The organism is Gardnerella sp. c23Ub_4 (assembly GCF_055804115.1).
Window position 1 is genome coordinate 263,704 of sequence record NZ_JANUYO010000001.1, and the last position, 23,881, is coordinate 287,584.

The window sequence follows — 23,881 nt, forward strand, 5'->3', positions numbered from 1 at the left end:
CAAAATTACTTAATCTAAAATGCGACTAAAACCAAAAGCAGCTCACGCCAAAATGCCATCTACAAAGCTTTCTGGATCAAACGGCGCAAGGTCGTCTGGACCTTCCCCTAATCCAACAAGCTTTACAGGTACTCCAAGCTCGCGTTGAACAGAAATCACAATTCCACCCTTTGCGGAGCCGTCTAACTTTGTTAGCACAACGCCCGTAATTCCAATAGCTTGAGCAAAAACTTTTGCTTGAGCCATTCCATTTTGGCCAGTTGTAGCATCAAGTACTAAAAGCACTTCGTCTACGGGAACAGTTTTCTCGATTACGCGGCGGATTTTGCCAAGCTCTTCCATAAGATTTGCCTTATTTTGCAACCTTCCAGCCGTGTCTACAATCAAAACGTCTGCGTTTTCTTCTTTGGCAGCTGTAGCGCCATCAAAAGCCACGGAAGCAGGATCTGCGCCATCTTTTTGACTACGAACAACTTTAACGCCTGCAGCATTTGCCCAAGTTTCAAGCTGATCGGCAGCAGCCGCGCGGAAAGTATCGGCAGCAGCAAGAATTACAGAACGATTTTTAGAAACCATTAGTCGCGCAAGCTTGCCAGCAGTAGTGGTTTTTCCAGTGCCATTTACGCCAACCATCATGATTACGCTTGGCTTATTTGCATCTTGCAAATCTGCTTTTAGACTTCTATCTGCTTTGACTCCAACAACATCCAGAAGTTTCGCGCGCAATGTTTCGCGAACCTCTTGCGAGCTGGCAGCATCAGAAATCCTGGCGTCTTTTTTAAGCGACTCAACTAATTCTTCGCTTGCTTGAGCGCCAACATCTGCCATTAAAAGCGTATCTTCTACATCTTGCCAGTCGTCTTCACTAATATTATCTTTGCTTAAAATGTTAAAAAGCGCGCGTCCAAAAGGATTTTGACTATTTGCAAGCTTGCCTCTAAGCCTAGCCATTCTAGACGTTGCATTTTCTGGTAATTGTGCGCTAAAATCGCCATTATTTTCAGCACTACTAGACAATGGGTCTTCTTTGCTAGTAGGTATTACTGGGCCATTCGATTTTCCAATAATTCGCAAAACAACAGCTACCGCCACTAAAGCAACAGCTAAAATAACTGCGCCAACAGTAAACCATATAACCAAATTTAAGTCCATAACCATGTTCATATAATAAGCCTATGAAATTAAAGGGACACATTAAAGGGAATTTGCTCAAATTTTAGTTAAAATTGTTGATTATTCGCAAAAATTACACAAATATTAGTGTTCTAATACAATGATTTTACAGACCATTATGAGTGCAAATTTATGCTACATTTGCAAGCCACTTTAATGGCCACTCTACAATCAAACTGAATTGGGGTGATATTTTATGGAAAATTTGCCATTAGTCAATGTTTACGGAGCCGATTGGTGCGGCGATTGCATTCGCGCAAAGTCCGCGCTTAACCAGTTTAACGTTGCTTTTACTTGGCACAATATTGAGTCCGAAGACGGAGCTGCTCAAAAAGCTGTTGAAATTAGCGGTCAGAAGCATATTCCTGTTGTGACTTTTAGCGACGGCAGCTTTATGGTTGAGCCATCTGCAAGTCAAATCAAAGATAAGCTTATGCAATTAGGACAACTTGCAAATTAACACGCCAACATCGGAGAAGTTGGATTAGTCTACAAAATGTAGTATACTAGGCATTTGTTGCCCCTTTAGCTCAATTGGCAGAGCAGAGTCCTTTTAAGTCTTGGGTTGTGGGTTCGAGTCCCACAGGGGGCACAAAATAAGCACTGCACGTAGCAGATGGTTCTTAAATTCCAAATCATCTTGTTAAACGCAGTGCTTTTATGCTATAACACTTAGATTTCTATATCTCTACAAACAGATAACAAGCAAATAACAGATAAATAGCATATAAATATAAACTTATTTACCTATTTACGCTACTCTCCAGCAAACACCACGCCCTTACGCAGCATAATGTTAGCGTATTGAGCACGCTCACCCGTGGCAACAACACAATATGCCTTCTTTGCCTCATCGTAGAACGCAAATCTTTCAAGAGTTCCTAAAGTGCTTGCTCCACGTTTATCGTATTTAGCAATAATATCTTCATATTCTTTCCAGATTGGAGTTTCGCAAGGGTCTCCTGGAACAACTTCCATAAGTGTAGCTGGCTTATCGGTGTATTGATCGAGTGGCATCAACTTTAAGATTGCAGTTAGCAATTCCGAAGTTCCATGACCATCGCAGCGTACAACTATAGCGTCTTTTCCTACAGACTCAGTTGGAAAATTTCCATCGGCCAATACTAAAACATCTCCATGGCCCATTTCGCAGAGAACCTTCAGCAACGCTGGAGGAATTATAGAATCTACACCTTTTAACATAATAATCTCCCTTGATTAATTGATAAATAACTATGATTAGTTGGCAATCATTGACAACTAACAAGAAAATTCTATCACCATTCACAAAAGAAATTAACAAAATTCCTAAAATAAATACGAATTATTCCACATTTCAGAGAGAATAATTCCACACTTCACTAAACAAAAGTAAAGCAAATGTAAAACAGGTGTAAAACAGATGCAAAGTAAGGAATCTCTTAAAACGCTAGCAAAACAAAAATGCTCACAAAAGCACGCAAAAGCTCACAAAAAGCTCAGCTTGCCCAAACACTTGCGTCTTGATCGTACTCGTCATCGTCGTCGCTCGCCGCAACCGCAGGAGCGGCTGCAGGAGCAGCTGCAGGCGCAGGCGTGGAATACGTGTACTCGTCGTCTACAACGCCAGAATCCGCATCCGCATTAATCGCAGCCAAAACACGCTTATCCATCTTGTATTGAGGTAAGACGTTATTAATGTAGCTTGTTACTGCATCTTGCATGGAAACGTCATGACCTACGCTCTCTGCCATAAACCAACGATGATCCAAAACTTCATGGAAGAACTGCGCTGGCTGAATCTGCGACCTAAACTCAGGCGGAATCATGCGAACAGTAGGCTCAAACACTTCGCGCATCCAGTCTGTAGCAACAATCTCCAGCTCTTCACCTTGACGCCATGTAGAGGTGCGGTACGCGTCTAAATCGTTAAGAAGCCTGCGCGCCTGATTTTCTTGCACATCTAAGCCAGTTAGTCGAAGAAGCTTGCGCGAAGCGTATCCAGCGTCCACAACTCGCGGTCTAACCAAAACTCTTCGACCATCTTCGGAAGTCTTCATCTCAAGCTCGTCTACATCAAATCCAAGCTCGTTAAGACGATTCACGCGGCGCTCAATACGCCACATTTCGTCTGGACTAAACTTATCTACGTCTGTAAGCGTGCTCCAAAGCGAATGGTATCGATCTACAAGCCTGTTTCCAATGCTAATTTCGTCAACTTCTCCAGGCAAAAGCTGGCCAGAACTCAAATCCATTAATTCGCCGATTATATTTGTGCGAGCTAAGTCAATATCGTACTCGCGCTGGCCTTCGGTAAGGCTTCCGTGCAAATCGCCAGTTTCCGCGTCCACCAAAAACGCAGTAAATGCGTCTGCATCTCGCAAGAACAGAACGTTAGAAAGCGAAACATCTCCCCAATAGAATCCCGAAAGATGCAAGCGAACCATAAGCACAGCAAGAGCATCAATCAAACGCTCCGCAGTATCTGGGCGCAAGGTTCTAGCAAATAGTGCTCGATAAGGCAGTGAGAATTTAAGATGACGAGTAACAAGCATTGCTTCAAGCGGCTCACCATTCTTATCTTTTCTACCAGCAACAACCGCTATTGGCTTAACTGTTGGAAGTTCCAGCTTGCGCAAACGTCTTAAAAGCTCATATTCGCGCTCCGCGACTTGACGAGTAATCTCCTTCATTGCGTACACTTCGTCGCCTACGTGCACAAAACGCACAACGTGCCTAGATATGCCTCGAGGAAGGTTAACAAAAAGATTTGTAGGCCATTGAGAAAGCGGCAGCTCCCAAGGAAGCATAAACATTTGAGGATTAGAGCTTGCAGCAGTAATCTTCAACGCTGGAGGTTCCGCAGAAGATACGGTCTCGCTAAGAGCAGAAACCGATGTTGCTTGTGCAGCGCGCGGATCCATTAAAGGAGTTTCGTTCCATTCCATAAAATCTAGTCTACATGTAAAGATGAACGCAAATAATCAAATATAAATTAAATATAAATTAAAAACGGCTAAATCATGCAAAAACGGGGCTCGCCTAGCGAACCCCGCCATACCCTTATACAGAAATCTTGAGCGCTTAAAACAAGAATCAAACAAGAATCAAGCGCTCAAGAAAACGCTAGTTCAAACGCAACTCTGTAGAAGGTGCAAACAGGTGCATCTTGGATGGATCAATCTTAATCTTTACAACGTCACCAACCTTTGGAAGCGCACGTGGGTTCACGCGAATCGTTGTGAGCTTGTTCTGATCGCTCATCATTGTAGATGCTTCTTCTGGAGATCCATCGGTGATGATGTTTCCGTAGATGTAACCGTCGGAGCCAAGATCTTCCACGTTTACAACCTTTAAGGAGAAGGCGTTTGGATCGTCGGAAGTTGCCAAGCTTGCATCTTCTGGACGGAAGCCAACAATAATCTGACCCTTATCTTCTTCCGTAAGCTTATCAACAGCTTCTGCAGGAAGAGTGATGGAATCTTCGCCAATTTGAGCCTTGCCATCAACCACTGGATGCTGGTTAATGTTCATAGATGGGGAACCAATGAAGCCTGCAACAAACACGTTTGCTGGTCGATCGTAAAGCTCGGTTGGAGCGCCAACCTGCTGCAAAACGCCAAGCTTAATAACAGCAATGCGGTCACCCATTGTCAAAGCTTCAGTCTGATCGTGGGTCACGTAAAGGGTAGTGACGCCGAGCTGACGCTGCAAGGCTGCAATCTGTGTACGAGTCTGTACGCGAAGCTTTGCATCAAGGTTAGAAAGAGGCTCATCCATAAGGAAGACTTTTGGTTCACGAACAATTGCGCGGCCCATTGCAACGCGCTGACGCTGACCACCAGACAAAGCCTTTGGCTTACGATCCAAGTACTCAGTCAAATCCAAAACTTCAGCAGCTTTTTCAACGCGCTTGCGGATTTCTTCCTTGTTTACGCCTGCAATCTTAAGAGCAAAGCCCATGTTATCTGCAACAGTCATATGTGGATACAATGCGTAGTTCTGGAACACCATTGCAATATCGCGATCTTTTGGCTGCATTGTAGTAACGTCTTGACCACCAATAAGAATGCGACCTTTGTTAACCTCTTCCAAACCAGCCAACATTCGCAGCGTTGTGGACTTACCGCAACCAGATGGACCAACGAGTACAAGGAACTCGCCATCCTTAATAGTCATGTTCAAATCATCAACCGAAGGCTTATCGTTGCCTGGGTAGATTCGAGTTACATGATCAAATACAACTTCTGCCATGATATTTTCCTTTCATCGGCAGGTACGTGCCGAACGATCCGTTGTGAAGGGTGTGCACTCAAGACCCCAAGTCCTACATCGGCGGCGTCAATCGTCCACATTTACTTACATGGTTCATTGAAGGTTCTCTTCGTTGAGCCATGATTCAATATATCATGTTTATTCAGTAAAAACAGCAAAATTACAGTATTTTCTAACACTTCGGCGTGTCGAGTATAAAAATCACTCATAAACAAAGGCTTATAAACACGATTACTTTTACAGTAGATATATAAACATTTGTTTATAAAATCGCGTGTTTAGTGTTAAAAAACAAATTGGCATAGCTGCACACTAACATAATGCATTATGGAAGATGTGAGCATGTTTGACTTGCGCTCTGGCCAAAATGTTGGCGGATACACGCTGATTGAGCGACTAGGCGGCGGCGCGATGGGCTCCGTTTGGCGAGTAAAAGACGACGGCGGCCATTTTTACGCAATGAAGATTTTGCGCGCATCAATGCTAGAAAACCAAGACGATGATTTGGAATCTGCAGAAGTTAGCAATCCGCAAGAGCAAGCAAGACTTAGACTTAGGCGCGAGGCGCTAGCTTTGCAAAAAATACACCACGAAGGCGTGTGCTCAATAGTAGACATGGAGCTTGATGCTTCAATCGCTTTTATAGTCACAGAACTTATTGACGGCCACAATCTTAAAGAAGACGTTGCAATTAACGGCCCATACGTTGGTGGCGATTTAGAACGACTTGCGCACAAACTAATCGACGCCGTAAAAGCAGTTCATAGCGCGGGCATAATTCACCGAGATATTAAGCCTACAAACATAATGATTTCCACTACAGGCCCCATTTTAGTTGATTTTGGAATATCTATGGGGCAGGGCGAGTCGCATGTTACGCGAACTGGCCTTGTAATGGGAACCCCAGGATTTATTGCTCCAGAAATCATTGAAGGTGGAGAATCGAGCGAACTTACAGATTGGTGGAGCGTAGCTGCCGTTTTAGCTTTTGCAGCAACAGGAAAGCCTGTTTTTGGAACCAAGCCAATAATGGCAGTTTTAGAAAGAGCAGCATCTGGGAACGCAAATCTTAATGGCCTTCCAATAAGAACAATGCAAGCGTTCAAAAGCGCATTGAATCCTAAAAGAAGCGAGCGATGCACTCCAGAACAGCTTGAAAACGCAATTTTCCAAGATGCCATGAACCCTACAGACTGGCAGGATTCAAGCTACCCTTTTGAGAACAGCTTTAGTGGAGAAACTGTACCTAATAATGCCAAAACTCACGATTTTAACACGACTTTTCAAACAAAAAAACTTCCAGAAAACCCTAGAAAAATGTGGGTTTCTAAGAATGTTGACAATACAACTTTGTTACACTCTACAGAATCGGATTTAATAGATTCCGCGCCAACATCTTTGCTAGACGCCACTAGCACATCTATTACCAAAGTCTACGCGCACAACCCAGAACAAGTTGCAGAGACGGAACAAGTCGCAAACGATCCAGAACAAGCGCCCGAAATTGCTGTGCTGCCTAATCCAGACGAAAATCCGCATCCAAACGTAAATAAATACTTATTTCGTGGGCGAGTGGCGTCGGCTATATTCCTTACTCTTGCAAGCTTACTAGCTGCGATTTCTCCAATAGATGCGCTTGCAGCAAATCTTATTTTTATGCTAATTACAGCAACAATCGGATACAATGTTTGCTCAAGCGTACGCAGAAAATGCGCTAACGAATCCGTTGGCGGAAAAGACGTATTCATAAGAATCGCTAGCATACCGTGGCATTTTATTAAAGCAATCGCATACTCGATTGAAAAAATCCTAACTCTTGCAATAGCAGGCATTATTGGAGCATATGTGTATCCAATTTTAATCCACGCATCTAGCCAATTAGTCAAAGTTCAAGTTTGGTCAATTAGCGTGATTTTACCAACATACGCTCCAGATATTTGTTCACCAACTTCAATTGGATACATTATTGGATTTATTGCAGGATGGATTATTTCTTTTATATTAGGTAAAACTAAAATATTCGCCGTTGGAGCAGGGGCCATTTGCGGAGCGGGAAAATCGCAAGCAACCGATGGCGATTAAGCCCGTTGATACCGTAATCTAAACTATTCTTTTAGATTAATTTACTTATGTATGTTATTTGTAAAAATCAGGGAAAGGATAGGCATGCCTAACAGTAGCAAAAGCGCGCAAAATCAATCAAATCAAAATCTTCAAGCGCGCAAAGCTAAAGAATTACGCCAACAAACAATCGTTGGAATTGTTGTTGTTGTCATTTTAATTGGCATGATTGCAGCAATTGGAATTACAGCTCTTAACGCCACTAATGCGCAAAATCAAAAGAATGTCGAGCAAGCTCAACAAGCAAGACGAGCTGTTAAAAATCTTACGACTAATCAAAAGCCTAAGTACGCAAACGAACAAGGCGGAATTTTAATCAGCAAAAACGGCTATAACACAACGGCTCCAAACGCTCCGACTATAGCGGTTTATGCCGATCCTCTGTGCCCAGGATGCGGTAATTTTAATCGCGATTCCGATCAAATGCTTATTGCAATGATGAAAGCCGGCCAAATCAACCTTGAGATTCACCCAATGTCGTTCTTGGATAGAATTTCTAGCGACCACTATTCAACACGCGTAACTGGCGCAATCGCATACATTTCTTCTAACGACGACAATCCTTCGCACTTACTTCAATTTATTAACAACATTTTTGCAGAAGACTTCCAGCCAGAAGAAGGCGACGACTACAAGCCTGTTAGCAACAAAAAGCTGATTGAGCAAGCCATAAACGCGGGCGTTAGCGAAGAAGTGGCAAACAAAGCATTCAACAGAAATTATCTTGATTGGCAAAACGCTATTAATGCCGATACACCAAATCGCAAGGCTTTGTGGAATGTTAGTGGAGCGAATAAGGGAGCTATGACAACGCCAACAACCACTATCAACGGAAAGTTGCTAGATATGGTTGCGGTTAGTAAGAATAAGCTTAGTACTCCAGATGCAATTCTTAAGTCTATTGGATTAGACAAGTCTAAGGTTGGAGTTGAAGGTGTTATGCCAAAGGTAACAGATAAAGATCAGCCAAATCCTCTTGACTAGTTCTTGTTGATTAGTGTGTTGGTTCCAAAAGTTGCACTTGGCAACGGGTGCTGATACACTAATCAATGTTTTGCTCGCGAAGATTTTTAACTAGCGTGCAAGAACTCGCCTCCTTAGCTCAGATGGCCAGAGCGGCCGCCTTGTAAGCGGCAGGTCGCCGGTTCGACCCCGGCAGGAGGCTCCATTTTATAGGCGTTTTGCATAACAAAAACGGTCTAAATTATAAAAATCCACTTGTATGCATATTATGAGTCATAAGCATATAAAAAGTTTTTAGTAAATTTACAATAACAATAATAAGATAATAAATTATAAATAGATTTATTTTATGATGAATCGTAAAGCTTACAAAAATACTTTATGCTGATTACTTCGCTTGAGTAAGTTCTCGGGAACCTTCCCCCAACTCAGGGTTTCCGAGCATGAGGATGGAGCGTCCCCCAACCAGCTCCTCCTCATGGGGGCAGGACAAATCCCCTTCTCTCCTGCCCCCCTTTACCTTTTATAGTTTTATAGTTTTATAATTTTATAATTTAAGACTGATTCTTCTTAACGCATTTTTAATGAGTTAGATCATATGCTTATAGTCTTATTTTTGGCTGATTGTAATCATTGCTATAATTAAAATTCAGTTTTGCATTGAAAGTGAGGTTGAATGGCACGCAGATGGACGCCTCAGCGGTTTGTAATAATGAGAAGACTACGCGTTTTTATATGCGTTCTAGCTCTTGTTATTTCTAGCACTGGGATTTTTGCACTTTCTGCGCGTAAATCTATTGCTTTAATCATAAATGGCAAAACTAAAGTAGTAACAACTTATGCATCTACTACACAAAGACTTCTACAAGAACAAAAAGTACCAGTTAAAACACACGACCAAGTTATTAGTACTTCGGGAGACGTACTAGCAGATCGCGCAACTGTTACCGTTAGAAGCGCTTATCAAACATCCATTACAGTAGACGGTGTAACAATACCATTTTGGACTGTTGCAACAAGCATTGACCAATTAATCGGATTCTTCCAAGCAAACGCAGATCATGCTGCAAAAATAACTGTTAATTTGCAAAACATTTATAACAAGCTTACTGGTGGACTTTCTATAAACAAAAAAGGACCAGTCACAGTTATTTGCGATAACAAAACAAGAGTTGTTCCAGACGGAACACTGCCAGCAAGCTCCATTCTTGATTCTTTAGGAATAGTCTTAGGAAAAGAAGACCAAGTAACTGTTAGCGAAGAAAACGGAAAAACATTGCTTCGCATTCTTAGAGTAACGCATGGAAAAGAATCTAGAAACGTTGTTATTCCATTTAGCACTGTAAACATAATCGACCCAAGTCTTGCAATAGGAGCTAGTGTTATTAAACAAGCTGGCGTAAATGGCGAGCGCATAGATTTGTATAACGTGACTTATGTGGATGGCAAAGCTCAAAGTGCAACGCTAATAAAGCAGTCAATTGTTAAGCCGTCGATTGATCAAATTGTTGCAATTGGCGCAAAGTCTACTCCTAGAACACAAAACGAGTCTAAGCCAAGCAAACGAATCAATAAACAAGAAGAAAACAAGAAACCAAATAATCAAACTCAATCGCAAAAAACAAACACGAATCAACAAAATACACAAAACAAGAGCGCACAACAGGGCGCGCAAAATCAAAACATTCAACAAAATAATAACAACAATCAGCAAAATTCTAAGCAAACTGCTGAAACTTCACAAGCTATAAAACAAACACCTGCACCAACACCAACCCCTGCACCCGCACCTGCACCCGCAGATAACCCAAACGGCATGGTTCATGCAACGCCCGAACAAGCAAAACTTTACGCTCAAGCAGCGTGCGCACAACTTGGTTGGACTGGAGCAATGTGGGAAGACCTTGTTAAATTGTGGACAAAAGAATCGAATTGGCGCTGGAACGCAGAAAATAAAGGCTCTGGCGCGTACGGAATTCCGCAATCACTTCCAGCAGATAAAATGGCGAGCGCGGGAGCAAATTGGCACGAAGATGCGTCAATACAAATAACGTGGGGTCTTAGTTACATTAGAAGTAAATACGGAAATCCTAGCGAAGCGTGGAAGCATTCACAAGAAACTGGATGGTATTAAAGTTTGGATGGTATTAAATTGACGAAAGATAATATTGAAAATCAACAAGGCCGTCTTCTTGGAGCAGTAGATATTCGCGCAATCGCAGCACAAGAGGGCATTACGCCTACAAAAAAGTTTGGTCAAAATTTTGTTATTGACCCAGGAACAGTTAAAAAAATCGTTGCTGCGTCAAAAATTAATTCAAACGATTTTGTTATGGAAGTAGGCCCTGGTCTTGGCTCTCTTACACTTGCGATTCTTCAAGCGGGCGCAAATCTTACTGCTGTAGAAATAGATCCGCATCTTGCTAAGCGTTTGCCAAGAACCGTTAAAGAATTTATGCCTAATGCTTTAGAACGGTTTAATGTGATTCTTAAAGACGCGTTAGAGGTAAACGCTCAAGACGTTCCCGATTTAGCAAAAGCGGCGCACTTTACGCTTGTTGCAAATCTTCCATACAACGTTGCAACACCGATTATTCTTACTCTTTTAGAAAAATTCGATAATCTTACAAGCTTTCTTGTAATGGTTCAAAAAGAAGTTGCAGATCGCTTATGCGCGCAGCCTGGCAATAAAACGTATGGCACTCCAAGCGTAAAGTTGGCTTGGTACGGTACTGCTCAAAAAGCGGGTTTAATCGGCAGAAACGTATTTTGGCCTGCTCCAAACGTTGACTCCGCGCTAGTGTACTTTAAGAGAAACGATAATCCAAAAGGCAGCGAGCAAGAAAAAGAAAAAGTGTTTAAGATTATTGATGCAGCATTCCAACAGCGAAGAAAAACGCTAAATGCAGCACTGAAAGGCATTGTTCCTAAAGAAGCCTACGAACTTTCTAAGATTGATTCAACAAGACGAGGCGAAACTTTAACTTGCGACGAATTTTTAGCTCTGTCTAAAGCTTTTAACAGTTAAAGTACGCTGATAAATGCCGTCATGCATAGTAAGTAAAATAGCTAACACTTATGCATACGCATACGCACGCACAATGCGCACAATACAAGCACACAGTACAGATCGGAAGTTAGCATGACGCAGTTTTACGACGAGCGACTAGCCCGAAGAGAGTTCATGTATCAAAGAAAACGATTTGTGCTATCGTCTGTTGCAATCGGAGTTGCAATTGCCTTTGTTCTAGCTCTTATTGTGCAATCGCATCTTTTTGGAATCGCTGCTCCTAGAACTCCAGAAGTAGACCCAAACTATGGCGTTCAAGCGCCTTGTGCTATAAAAAACAAAGACGAAAATAAAGCGTCTTATATAGATAATCGCGCTGTTTCTATACGCGTTCTAAATGGAACAAAATTCCGCGGATTTGCGCGAGCAGTCGGGGAAGGCCTTAGAAATCGCGGTTTTAACTTAATCGAAGTTGGAAATAGCGAAACACGCGTTAAGCGCACAACAATCTATTTTGGAAAACAGTCGATTAACGAAGCTTATACACTAGTTGCCAATTTTAAGGACGCTATTTTGCGCATGGACGACCGTCAAGATAAGCTTATTGACGTTGTTTTAGGAACCACTTTTAGCAATCTTCGTCCTAAAACCGACGTTCCTGCTGCTGGAGCTACGATTAACGAGATTAGAGGCTGCGCAGCGTATAACACAATTAAGAATCTTCCAAAAGCTGCAAACCACAAGCCTATTCAGTAGTATTCTAGCTTGTATAGACGCTTATATAGACGCTTTGCGTGATTCGCTTTATTCAGCTTGACTTTCGTACCATTTTTTAAGCTCTTCAACAGCAACACTGTGCTCTACAGGACCATTATCTAGTCTGTATTCCAACATGTGCTTGTATGCCTTCCCAACAATCGGGCCAGGCTCTAGGCCAAGAAGATTCATGATTTCATTGCCATCCAAGTCTGGACGAATTGCGTTAAAATCTTCCTGCTTTTTTAATTCGCGTACGCGATCTTCCATCTCGTCCATAGCATGCTCAAACATAAGCGACTTGCGCCTGTTTTGTGTAGTAGCGTCTGCGCGAGTTAAGCGATTTAGCCGCTCGTACAAATGCCCAGAATCCTTAACGTACCTTCTAACTGCAGAATCCGTCCAAGGCTCGTCTACGTAGCCATGGAATCGCAAATGCAAATTCACAAGCTCGCTTACATCGTCAATAATATGATGGTCAAAATGCAAAGCTTTCATGCGTTTTCGAGTCATTTTAGCTCCAACAATATCGTGATGATGGAAGCTAACTTTTCCGCCGTCTTCAAACTTTCTAGTACGCGGCTTGCCAATATCGTGCAAAAGAGCCGCAAGTCGCAAAGTCAAATCAGGCCCAGGAACAGCACCTTCGTCATCTGTTTCAAGCGCTATTGCGCGCTCAAGAACCATCATTGTGTGCTCGAAAACATCCTTATGCCTGTGATGCTCATCAATTTCTAAGCGCAAAGCAGGAATTTCTGGCAAAACCCTATCTGCAATACCAGAATCAACCATTGCTTCAATTCCTGCGCGCGGATTTGCCGAAAGAAGCATCTTTGTTATTTCGTCGCGAACGCGCTCCGCAGAAACAATATCTAATCTAGAAACCATGCTCAAAATGGCCTCAGCCGTGCTTGCTTCAATGCTAAATCCAAGTTGAGCAACAAAGCGAACAGCACGCATCATTCTTAAAGGATCGTCGTCAAAAGATTGACGTGGGTCTACTGGAGTTCGCAAAATACCTTTAGATAAGTCGCTTGCTCCGCCAAATGGATCCACAAATTCTAGACTTGGTACACGCAAAGCCATTGCATTTACAGTAAAATCGCGTCTAGAAAGATCACCTTCCAAAGTATCGCCATATTTTACTTCTGGCTTTCTAGAATCTGGATTATAAGCATCGCATCTGTAAGTTGTTATCTCTACTTTTACTTCGGTTCCGTCTTTTCTACGCTTCAAAGCTCCAAGCGTGCCAAACTTTCGACCCATGTCCCAAAAACCGTCATGACCCCAAGACCTAAGAAGTGGTTCAAACTCTTCTGGCTTAGCAGATGTGCAAAAGTCAAGATCGTGCGAAATTCTATGCAAAAGCATGTCTCGCACAGGGCCGCCAACAAGCGCCAACTCGTAATTGTGATCGGCAAATAATTTACCCAACTCTATGGCTTCTGGCCAAACTTCAAAGTTCACAGACACGCTTAAAAACACCCTTTCAGCAAAAATCAAACTACATTCCAGCATACCGTTACCCCAATGCACAGCGGATTGAGTAAGGTGGAGTGTATGGTTACTCCGAAAGACTTAAGACGCATGCTCGCCAGAGCCTCGGATAATCATACCCAAAACGCTCCAAGCATTCGAGTCACTCCTCTTGATGTTGCTAGAATGAAAAGCAAAATTCAGCCACAACAAGCCGAAGAAGAGGAGTCGATTTTTGTTGATATTTCGGGCTTTTCGGGCAGTTACACTGTTGAAAACATTCATGTTAATATAACGGAATCCAGGCAGCAAATATCTTCTATTAATGCTCCTTCTCCTGCATTAATGCCTCAAAGAAGAGTTAATGACGGCCCTAAAACTTTTGCTTCTCTAGACGCACAGGATTTGCCTATTGTTCGAGAATATTCCGCTGGAGGATTAGTTTTTGACTCTCTTGGGCGTGTCGCGGTTATAGCACGGCATTCGCGAAGTGGCCACATGGAATGGTGTTTGCCAAAAGGCCATATTGAAAAAGGCGAAACACCGCAACAAACAGCAGTTAGGGAGATTCGCGAAGAAACGGGTATTCTTGGCGAAGTTGTTGATTCAATTGCAACTATCGACTACTGGTTTACTGGAACAAGCCAGCGTGTGCATAAACTTGTTCACCACTTTGCGCTTAAGTATGTTAGCGGCGAATTATCTGTTCTTGGAGACCCAGATCACGAAGCAGAAGACGCGATTTGGGTTGATTTTAAGAACCTTAACGACATTTTAAGCTACCCAAACGAACGAAAAATAGCATGGATGTATGCTAAAAAGGCGAATAGGCGGCAAAACCGTGATTAACGTTACTAATGTGATTAATGTGATTGATTTTTCAAAAAACCAGTTGCGTAAGTCGCAAAAAAACGCGTTTTTAAGACTTTGCGTAACCACAATTCTAATGGCACTCTTGCTTGCGACTTTCCCATTTTTCTTCGCACCAAAAGTCGCGTATGCTAATCAGTCTTCCCTAAGCTCCTACTCTTTGTATAACACAAAATCCAAAGGAATTTCGCTAAAAATAGTAAAGTCAACTTCGATTCTTACAGATAAAAGCGGATACCACATTAGTCTTCTGCTTAAAAACAACAGTTCTAAAGATTTTCCAGAAGGCAAAATTCAAGTCACTTTTAACCCTTGGTACACTTTTATGTCTAGAACCGACTTGCAAAAATGGAGCCAAGCCGAGTCTAGGATTCCAACGCCTCAGCTAATAGGCGAAATTAGTGTTCCAGCGCTTGCAAGCGGAAAATCCTATAGCGCGCAAATCGACGTTGATGCAAACAGTCAAAATCTTTCAAACATTATTTATTGGGGTCCAAAACCTGTTTCAATAACGTATTCTTCTTTAGATTTTAAGCATTATTATTCTGTTAAATCGTTTGTAACTCGAGCAAATATTGGCATTAAAAACGTTCAAACTCCGCCAATTAATGTGACTTTACTAATGCCAATAATCGCAAAATCTTCCGATTGGCGTTTTAACATTAGCAAGCACAATATTTCTCCTTCTATTAACACGATTAGTGAATCGCAAGAAGATTTGTCAGGCTCTACAACAGGCTCTACAGCAAGTTCTACAACTAACAGAAAAATCAGGCTTAGTAAAAGCAGTATTAAGCGCATTACTTCTTTGATAAATCTTGTTCAAAAGCATCCAAAGTTGCAAACAATAGCAGACCCAAACACTCTTAAATTTAGTGAACCAACATTTACACCTTCCGTATTTATGCAAAATAACGGTTTTAACATAAGCCGGTATGCAGAATCTGAAAATCATGTTTCTTATAAACTAGCTGGAATTGGTTTAGATTCTTGGAGTAAAAAATCATCTGTGTTAGAAAATACCACAACAGAGCCGTTAAATATTGATTCCTACGCTTTTCAAACAGGCGAAAAATGGACTCTACGCGCACTAGAACAGGCTGCCGCAAACGGATACAAAACAGTAGTGGCCACTAGCGGATTCGACCCTCTAGCAAACCGTTTTGCAGTAAAAAATGGTGTTTACGAGGTTCAAACATCTTCTGGCGTAGTAAAAGTGCTTTCTTGCCAAGAAACACTTAACGAGCTAATAAATGGACATTTTACAAACGTTCAATCAGCAGCAGAATCTACTAGCGCAGGCCTTCTAAACAGGCTTGCAGCGCAAAGCGCCTTCTATCAGATGGAACAGCCTTATATGCCTAGGCATTTGCTACTAACTTTTAGCCCAGATTCTTCTATACCCTTAATTGAATCAGTTGTAAGCATTCTAGAAAAATCGCCTTGGATTAGTCTTCTAGATATAAATTCTTTAACACAATCAAAGGCGATTACTAAAGAGCACCTTGGATATAGCCCAGTTCCTAAGGCGAGTTCAATCGAAGGAAAATCATTAATCGCAAGCAAAGCTAAGATTAACCAACTAGCTTCCGATAGAATGCTAGTAAACCAATTTATAAACAGCATTCTTGATTGCAATGAGCTTAATCATCATAAAACTAGCGAATCAGATGCTCAATCTCTTGCAAAACAAAATGCAAAGCTAAAAATTAATCAAAATAGCAAAAGCTGGAGCGAAAATCTTATTAAACTTTTTGACGCAATGGCTCAAAGAGAGCTAGATAGTACGTTAAATAGCGCTAGCAAATCAAACAACTACGCTAGTAAACCAGGTAACGCTAGTAAATCGAACAACGCTAGCGAATCGCAGACACAAACCAAAAATGGCACTCACGATTTGGCTAAAATGCTCATTTCTGGAATAAATATTATTCCTCCAAAAGACGTTACTCTTGTAAGCGAAACAGCAACTATGCCGATTACAATAAGCAACACAAACCCATACCCAATTAGCGTATATTTAACTGCGTATACCAATTCTATGGAAATAGTAACTAGAAGAAAAACACCAGTTAAAATCGCAGCAAATAGCGAATCCCAGGTGATTTTGCCGCTTAGATCTACAACGTCTAGCAAAGTTAAAGCCACTTTTGCTCTAGAAGATAGAAACCACAACGTTTTTAGTGGCACTAAAGAAACAGCGATTACAAGCACGCTGCAAATCAGCGATAAAAGCGGTACGATTATTATAATATTTGCTTTTGCACTTGGAGCTTTGGGGCTTTGGAGGCAGTTTAATCGTAAAAAGGACCCAGACGAATGAATTCAGTAGGCCGCAACTCGATTATAATGGCAAGCGGCACAGCTGCTTCTAGAATAACTGGCCAGATTAGAACAATTTTGCTCGCCGCAGCCCTTGGCACAACTGGCTTGGCAGCAAACGCTTACCAGGCTGGGTCTATGATTCCTCAGCTTATTTATACGCTTGTTTCTGGCGGAATTTTCAACGCTGTTCTTGTTCCACAAATCGTTAAGACTCTAGAAAAACAAGATGCAAAAAATAGGCTAAATAAGCTAATAACATTTGCTATTATTCTGCTTTTAGGCGTAACTATTTTAATGGCGATTGCCACACCTGTTTTAACATGGCTTTACGTTGGATCAAACCCAGCAATGATTGCACTTACAAACGCTTTTACGCTATGGTGTATGCCTCAAATATTCTTCTACGGCCTTTATACCGTACTCGGCCAAGTTCTGGCTGCTAAAGGCAAGTTTGCAATGTACGCTTGGAGCTCGGTTGCTGCAAACATTGTTAGTTGCACGGGATTTGGCGTGTTTATTGCGATTTTTGGAAATGCAAGTAGGCAGCCTGCGCATTTTTGGAACAACACTACAATGCTTTTAACTGCAGGCTTTTGGACTTTAGGCGTTGCAGCTCAAGCACTTGTTTTGTTTATTCCTCTTAAAAAAATCGGATTAAAGTATAAGCCAAGTTTTGGCATTAGTGGCATTGGCTTGCGTTCTATGGGCCCCGTTGCAGCTTGGAGCTTTGCAATCGTGGCTGTTAGTCAGCTTTCTACAATGGCCACAACTCACATAACAACAAGCGCACCTTCTATAGCCGAAGAAACATTGGGATTAAGCCAATTTGATGTTGCAGGAAACGCCACTTTTCAAAACGCATACACAATGTTTATTCTGCCATATTCGCTTATAGCTGTATCGGTTGCAACCGCTGTTTTTCCAAAGATCTCCAAGTCGATTGCACAACACGATTTATCTACAGTTCGCGCAGATTTAAGCTCTTGCATTAGAAGCGTTAGCATTTTAATGTGCTTCTTTAGCGTTGCTTTTATTGTTATTCCAATGCCTATCTCTTTGGCTCTGCTTCCTTCAATTAGCATAAAAGAAGCATACTTGATGGCCGATCCTCTTATGATGCTTTCTATTGGTTTGCCACTATCTAGCGCCTATTTGATTATTCAACGCACATTCTACGCTTTTGAAGACGGAAAGCATCCATTTATGTTTTGCGCAGCGCAACTTTGCGTAGAACTTGTTATTGTGTTTTCTTGCATAAAGTTCCTTCCGCCAAACTACTGGGTTAGCGCTTTAGCAGCAGCTGCATCATTTAGCTACATTCTTACTTTTCCTGCTCTTGTTAAAATGATTAGGTCTCGTTTTAACAATAATTTAGACGATAAGCAGCTTATTGTTACTCACATAAAGGTGATTGCAGCTTCGATTGTTTCTATTGTTGTTGGAATTTTGACTAGAGAATTTGTTTACAAGTGGATTTCTTTAGATTCACCAAAGCTTCGTGGTGTTAATCGATGGTTGCTTGCGATTTTTGTTTGCGCAATTATAACTATTATTCTTGTAATCGTTTACGTATCTACTCTTTTGCTTTTAAGAACAAGCGAATTGGCAGGTCTTATTAATCCAATTCTTAGAAGAATCGGTGTAAAACTGCCATTTTTGTTGAATCTTGAAAACATCAATAAAAGCAAGTTAAATAATAAACAGACTAATCATAGTGAAAATAATAAAAATGCACATACTAGGATTATTAGATCGAAAATAAATCAACACAGTGAGCAATAATTAAATCAAAATAATTAAACAACAATAATTGCAAAAATAAGGAGCGTTTACTAAATTCTGCAATTAAAATAATTGATGGAATTTATTATTTACGCATATTCATTACTCATGTAGGAAGACGGGGAGTAGATGAAACCTCAGTTGGGAGATATTATACTTAATCGCTATGCTCTAATATCACCTTTGCGAGAAGAAGCAGGCGTTCAAGTATGGAAAGCTAGCGACCGCATACTTGCTAGAGATTGCCAGCTCTTTATTGTGCGCGACCGTAGATTCCTTCCCGAAGTAAACACTATATCTTCTACTCTTGCACTCTCTAGAATCCGCAAATTTACGCCAGTTCTAAAAATTCATAACATAGACGATGTTGCTATTATTATAACTGAGTTGGATTCTGGAATAACTGTAGACGACTACATAAAATCGCATAGCTCTACACTTAGCTACGAAGCTATACGCTCTATTGTTGCCGAAGCAGCAAACGCGCTTAGCAAACTTCTTGCATCTGGAATAACTCATTATGCTATTTCAACAAACACGGTAAGAATCACAAATAATGGAGTAGAGCTAGCTTGCGCGCCAATAAGCCCTCTACTAAAAGACGTTACTGTTGAATACACAAATCAGGATTCGCAAGACAAACAAGATAAGCCGAATACTAAAAATAAGCAAGACGCGCAGGATTCACAGAATTCGCAGGATTCGCAAAACAAAAGCGAAAATCAAAATAAAAGCGAAGAACAGTCTAAAAACTTGCCACAAAGTGTAGAAAACATTGCAACACATCAGCTTTCTGCGCTTTTATATGCTCTTCTTACGCGCACTGGATACACGCAAAATAACACAGTTTTTAACGTTTCTAGACTTGCAGACGGCGTTCCTGGCGAATTTGTTATGATTTGCAAAAGAGGCCTTTCTTCTGCTAAGGATTCAAGCATTATTCCAATAGCATCTATTGGGGAGCTTCTGGCACTTTTAGGCACATATACTCCTGTTAAAAAGCTTAGCGAAAAAGATATTATTCTTAACAACGATGCAAGCGAATCTTCTATTCAAAAAGCATTACTTTTACCTTGCAAAGACAATGATCTTATTGATTTTCCAGAAGGATTATCTAAGAACGAAGATTTGCTTGAAAACGAACTATCAAGTCAAGAATCTATTGGTATTTTAGATTCAAGTGATTTATCAATAAAAAACGAAGACGAAAAGCCTAACAAGTTTGGCAAAAACGCTAAAAATACTGGTCTTAAAAATGCAAGCAAAACCATTGGTGCTTTAAGTGCTTTGCTAAAAAGAAATGGTGATAATTCTGGGAAAAAACTTGATTCTTTGCCAGAGTCCGATTCAACTGGAACGGACTACGACTTCCACGATATTGCTGCAGCAGAAATGGCGAATATTTTAGCTCCAACTGAGCTAGACGCCGATGATTCAATTTTCCACAATTTGTCTTCAACATACACAAGCTTCCCTAGCTATTCAACCGATAAATCGCAAGCAAGCGAAGAGAATAAGGTTGGCGAAAATAAAAATAACGAGAATAGCAAGAATGCAAACATTGGCAATAATTCTACAAACGACTCGTACGCAAAAGAAAATGGCAATAAAAGCGCGTTAAACACTTTAGACTCGCTAACTTCTGGAAACGATTATTCACAAAAAGATGACTTATCTTCTCCACTAATGCCTAGAAGATTCGACTTTGAAGACCTTCTAAGCAGTAACACAAAGCACACGGAGTTGCTTTCTAAGCCGCAAATCTTGCCATTAGAAGCCGAATCAACAGGAAGAGTGCCTGTTGTAGACAGCAATGGGCGTTTTGTTGCTCCTGGCGAAGAATCCGCTAGAGCATTGCGAGAAGAGGAGCTAGAAAACGAGGAATATGGCGATTACAGCAGCCAAAATGCTGGATTATTGTCTCACTCATCCATGCCTCCTAGCTTCCAGCCTCACGAGCATCAAGACGACTTAAAAGCAAAGAAATCTTCAAATCAAAACAATGTAGATATTGCGGATGCTAAGATTTTTGGAGGACTTTCTACAAAAGTCTTAGCTATTGGCGTTGTTGCATTGCTGGTAGTTGTTGTTTTTGCAATATCTTTGCATAGTCTTTTTAACTCTCACGAAGCGCCATCAAACTTTGCAAAATCTAATTCTTGGGATTCGCAAAGTGTTGAAAATGTGCCTTTTGGAAGTCAAGGCGTTCTTTCGGAAGATAAAAGCGATTCATCTAAAGAAAAGCAACCAAATAAGAACAATACGAGTAAGGCTGGCGAAAAGAAGGCTGGCGAAAAGAATAAGAGCAATAAGGATAATAATAGCCTTAAAAACAAGCATAAGAAACAAAATAAACGCAAGAAAGTAAAGCAAGTACCAAAGCCTAAAATGCCTACTAACAACACGCCTTACCCTATAGATATTCAGCAATTCTTGGAAGATACGGGCAATCAGCGCGGCTACGGCTACTACATGCACTTAACTCAGCCTCAAGAAGCATACAGGTTTGTTGTTTCGATTCGCTCTTCGGGCGGGCATGGGTATTTGATTGCAAATTCCAAGAACGATCCTAGCGCTGGAGAAAAAGTTGCAGACTTTACTTTTGACGCTAGCGGAGTAACAGACGTAAAGTTCAAAAAGCCTATAACTGCGCAAGACTTTATCTTGTGGGTTCCACAAGGGTCTATACCAATGAATGGGCTATATATAAACTACGTTAGAATTTACTAAAAAATATTAAAACTATTAGGAATATTAGGAATATTTTATGAAAACTGTACAAAAAAACGTAATTATTATTGGCTCTGGTCCTGCTGGATACACTTCTGCTTTGTATTTAGCGCGCGCTGGATACAGCCCTCTAGTTATTGCTGGAGCACTAACACCTGGCGGGCAGCTTATGAACACTACCGAAGTGGAAAATTATCCAGGATTTGCAGAAGGCATTTTAGGCCCAGACTTAATGGAAGCAATGCAAAAACAGGCAGAAAAATTCGGAGCACAAATCTTGCTTAACGATGTTGTTTCCGTAGATTTTAATGGCGATTTAAAAGCGGTTACAACCGACGATGGTGTAACTTATACATCTAAGGCTGTAATCGTTTCTACGGGCTCACAAGTGCGCAAATTAGGCGTTCCAGGAGAGCAGGAGTACTCGGGCCGCGGTGTTTCTTATTGTGCAACTTGTGACGGATTCTTCTTTAGGGAAAAGCCTATTGTTGTTGTAGGCGGTGGTGATTCTGCTTTCGAAGAAGCGCTTTTCTTAACTCGTTTTGGCTCTTGCGTAACGCTTATTCATAGGCGCGATTCATTCCGCGCGTCTAAGATTATGGTTGACCGCGCGCGCAAAAACAGCAAAATCAATTTTGTTTTAGATTCTGTTGTTTGCTCTGTAAACGGCGTGGATGGAGATGCACAATCTGTAACTGTTAAGAATGTTAAAACTGGCGAGACTCAAAATATTGAGGCAAGCGGAATTTTTGTTGCTATTGGCCACTCCCCATCTACAAGTTTCTTAAATGGTGCTTTAGAGCTTAATGAAGATGGAACTATTGCTGTGCAAGGAGCATCTACTAAAACTTCAGTTCCTGGCGTTTTTGCTGCTGGCGATGTTGTAGATAGCGTGTATAGGCAAGCAATATCTGCTGCTGGCATGGGCTGCCGCGCGGCTCTTGATGCACAAGCCTATTTGAATGATTTAACTAATTTGAACGAAGAATAATTTTTGTTCCACGTGAAACAATAACCCCCAATAGTTGTATTAGCAGCTTATTGGGGGTTTATTATTAATCTTTTTTATCTACTAAAATATTGACTATTCGATGCAGTTCTTCTGGAGAAGAAAATACTATTTCGATTCTTCCGTGATTTTCGCTTCCTTTAATGGCAACTTTTGTGGAGAATCGATCTTCAAGCTGCTTTCTAATTGGAGAAGACACCCACTTGTTGTTTCGTTTAACTCTAGTTCTTCTAGAAGAATCGTCTCCATTGTCTACTTTAATCGAAACAATTTCTTCCGTACTGCGAACCGATAAGCCTTCTGCAATAATACGTTTTGCGAGATTTTCCATTTCTTCTGTAGAAGCTAATGCAAGAAGAGCGCGGGCGTGACCTGCAGAAAGCACTCCCGACGCAATATGTTTTTGCACGCTGGCTGGCAAATTCAAAAGTCGCAAGGTGTTTGCGATTTGAGGACGGGACTTAGAAACGGATTTAGAAAGCTGAATTTGCGTAAGTCCAAAATCATCAATCATTTGAGCGTAAGCTGCAGCTTCTTCTAACGGATTTAATGCAACTCTGTGCAAATTCTCCAAAAGGGCATCCCTAAGCATGTTTTCATCCGAAGTGGTTCTAACAATCGCTGGAATCTTTTTAAGACCAGCTAGCTGTGTTGCTCTCCACCTTCGCTCGCCCATTATTAACTCATAATGAGCATTGTGTAAATCATCTTTACTTACATCCTTGATTTTTCGCACAACAATTGGCTGCAAAACTCCAACCTCTTTGATTGAAGCAGATAATTCTTGAAGCTCTTCTTCGTCAAAAATCGTACGCGGCTGATGAGCGTTTGGAACAATATCGCTCGGCTCTAAATACTCTAAATAGCCACCTTCAATGGGCTTTAGATCTTGCGCTTGGCTTGTTTGTTTATCTTGCGATATTTTTTCTGCAACTTTATTTTTATCATTATCTTCGTTCTTTTGCTTTGAAGAAACAAATGACTTAGAAGCAGAATCACCAAAGAAAAAGTCAATTGGCCTTGTAACGTCATCAATTGACGGCATAGAAGTTCGCTTTGCTGAATGCTTATTTTTGCTAGCGATTGACGGCACTGTTTCACGTGAAACAGAATTATTTTTATCTAATTTTTGGCTTAAATGCGGGGAAATTGAGTCATCAACGCTAGGAACTTTGGCGGTCTTTTTGACAAACACTTTGGTTTCACGTGAAACATTTTTTTGCGTATTTTTATCTACGGTTTTACTGTCTGTTTCACGTGAAACAGTGCTCGAAGTGTCGCTACTCTCTAATGTTTCATGTGAAACATCTTCAATCTTTTTGTTAGCAAACTCATCTAAACTATCTTCTCCAGGAAGTGCAGGGAATAATGCTCCCAATCCTTTACCCAAACGCGATTTACTTGCACTCATC

17 protein-coding genes and 2 tRNA genes are annotated in these 23,881 nt (G+C 41.2%); 13 read left to right on the plus strand and 6 right to left on the minus strand.

The window, feature by feature from the left end:
- Positions 1-42 precede the first annotated feature (42 nt).
- Positions 43-1,164: a signal recognition particle-docking protein FtsY gene (ftsY, locus tag NYP67_RS01195; protein WP_415680873.1), complete on the minus strand. Its 1,122-nt coding sequence runs from the start codon at positions 1,162-1,164 to the stop codon at positions 43-45.
- Between the two features lie 205 nt (positions 1,165-1,369).
- Between ftsY and NYP67_RS01200 the strand changes: the two genes are divergently transcribed.
- Together NYP67_RS01200 and NYP67_RS01205 are read left to right on the plus strand one after the other, a co-directional pair.
- Positions 1,370-1,633, plus strand: coding sequence for a mycoredoxin (locus tag NYP67_RS01200; protein ID WP_016635485.1), 264 nt, complete (start codon positions 1,370-1,372; stop codon positions 1,631-1,633).
- Positions 1,634-1,692: 59 nt separating this feature from the next.
- Positions 1,693-1,765 (plus strand) — tRNA-Lys (locus NYP67_RS01205).
- 164 nt (positions 1,766-1,929) lie between these two features.
- On the opposite strand, the gene NYP67_RS01210 is transcribed toward NYP67_RS01205, so the two are convergent.
- The 3 genes from NYP67_RS01210 to NYP67_RS01220 form a co-directional block, all read right to left on the minus strand.
- Entirely contained in the window at positions 1,930-2,376 is a 447-nt protein-coding gene (locus NYP67_RS01210) for an RbsD/FucU family protein (protein ID WP_004131125.1), read from the minus strand.
- A 275-nt stretch (positions 2,377-2,651) separates the two neighbouring features.
- The gene (locus NYP67_RS01215) at positions 2,652-4,100 is read right to left on the minus strand and encodes a DUF4032 domain-containing protein (protein ID WP_473411095.1); all 1,449 of its coding nucleotides are present in this window, start codon (positions 4,098-4,100) and stop codon (positions 2,652-2,654) included.
- Positions 4,101-4,278: 178 nt separating this feature from the next.
- Positions 4,279-5,406, minus strand: coding sequence for an ABC transporter ATP-binding protein (locus tag NYP67_RS01220; protein ID WP_018639842.1), 1,128 nt, complete (start codon positions 5,404-5,406; stop codon positions 4,279-4,281).
- Positions 5,407-5,754: 348 nt separating this feature from the next.
- Here NYP67_RS01220 and NYP67_RS01225 point away from each other — a divergent pair, with 348 nt between their 5' ends.
- From NYP67_RS01225 to NYP67_RS01250, 6 genes are all read left to right on the plus strand, one after another.
- Positions 5,755-7,509, plus strand: coding sequence for a serine/threonine-protein kinase (locus NYP67_RS01225; protein WP_101889484.1), 1,755 nt, complete (start codon positions 5,755-5,757; stop codon positions 7,507-7,509).
- Between the two features lie 84 nt (positions 7,510-7,593).
- Positions 7,594-8,532, plus strand: a complete 939-nt coding sequence (locus tag NYP67_RS01230; protein ID WP_004131134.1) for a DsbA family protein — start codon at positions 7,594-7,596, stop codon at positions 8,530-8,532.
- Between the two features lie 107 nt (positions 8,533-8,639).
- Positions 8,640-8,716: transfer RNA gene (locus tag NYP67_RS01235), tRNA-Thr, on the plus strand.
- A gap of 471 nt (positions 8,717-9,187) precedes the next feature.
- Positions 9,188-10,645: an aggregation-promoting factor C-terminal-like domain-containing protein gene (locus tag NYP67_RS01240; protein WP_004131142.1), complete on the plus strand. Its 1,458-nt coding sequence runs from the start codon at positions 9,188-9,190 to the stop codon at positions 10,643-10,645.
- A 3-nt stretch (positions 10,646-10,648) separates the two neighbouring features.
- The gene (gene rsmA, locus NYP67_RS01245) at positions 10,649-11,539 is read left to right on the plus strand and encodes a 16S rRNA (adenine(1518)-N(6)/adenine(1519)-N(6))-dimethyltransferase RsmA (RefSeq protein ID WP_004131144.1); all 891 of its coding nucleotides are present in this window, start codon (positions 10,649-10,651) and stop codon (positions 11,537-11,539) included.
- Between the two features lie 114 nt (positions 11,540-11,653).
- The gene (locus NYP67_RS01250) at positions 11,654-12,277 is read left to right on the plus strand and encodes a LytR C-terminal domain-containing protein (RefSeq protein ID WP_016832410.1); all 624 of its coding nucleotides are present in this window, start codon (positions 11,654-11,656) and stop codon (positions 12,275-12,277) included.
- 48 nt (positions 12,278-12,325) lie between these two features.
- On the opposite strand, the gene NYP67_RS01255 is transcribed toward NYP67_RS01250, so the two are convergent.
- Positions 12,326-13,795, minus strand: coding sequence for a CCA tRNA nucleotidyltransferase (locus NYP67_RS01255; protein ID WP_473411096.1), 1,470 nt, complete (start codon positions 13,793-13,795; stop codon positions 12,326-12,328).
- A 42-nt stretch (positions 13,796-13,837) separates the two neighbouring features.
- Between NYP67_RS01255 and NYP67_RS01260 the strand changes: the two genes are divergently transcribed.
- From NYP67_RS01260 to trxB, 5 genes are all read left to right on the plus strand, one after another.
- Positions 13,838-14,602 (plus strand): NUDIX hydrolase, encoded by a 765-nt coding sequence (locus NYP67_RS01260; RefSeq protein ID WP_473411097.1) that lies wholly within the window; start codon positions 13,838-13,840, stop codon positions 14,600-14,602.
- Positions 14,565-16,946 carry a DUF6049 family protein gene (locus NYP67_RS01265; RefSeq protein ID WP_473411098.1) on the plus strand — a complete coding sequence of 794 codons (2,382 nt, stop codon included), beginning with the start codon at positions 14,565-14,567 and terminating at the stop codon, positions 16,944-16,946. The genes NYP67_RS01260 and NYP67_RS01265 overlap by 38 nt, the downstream gene beginning before the upstream one ends.
- Positions 16,943-18,730 (plus strand): murein biosynthesis integral membrane protein MurJ, encoded by a 1,788-nt coding sequence (murJ, locus tag NYP67_RS01270; protein WP_473411099.1) that lies wholly within the window; start codon positions 16,943-16,945, stop codon positions 18,728-18,730. The genes NYP67_RS01265 and murJ overlap by 4 nt, the downstream gene beginning before the upstream one ends.
- A 129-nt stretch (positions 18,731-18,859) precedes the next feature.
- Positions 18,860-21,460, plus strand: a complete 2,601-nt coding sequence (locus NYP67_RS01275; RefSeq protein ID WP_473411100.1) for a protein kinase family protein — start codon at positions 18,860-18,862, stop codon at positions 21,458-21,460.
- A gap of 37 nt (positions 21,461-21,497) precedes the next feature.
- Complete coding sequence (gene trxB, locus NYP67_RS01280; RefSeq protein ID WP_421778690.1) at positions 21,498-22,451, plus strand: thioredoxin-disulfide reductase; 954 nt, start codon at positions 21,498-21,500, stop codon at positions 22,449-22,451.
- A gap of 64 nt (positions 22,452-22,515) precedes the next feature.
- Here the strand turns inward: trxB and NYP67_RS01285 are convergent, their stop codons facing one another.
- On the minus strand, positions 22,516-23,880 hold the full coding sequence (locus NYP67_RS01285) for a ParB/RepB/Spo0J family partition protein (protein ID WP_473411208.1): 1,365 nt from the start codon (positions 23,878-23,880) through the stop codon (positions 22,516-22,518).
- Between the last annotated feature and the right edge of the window lies 1 nt (position 23,881).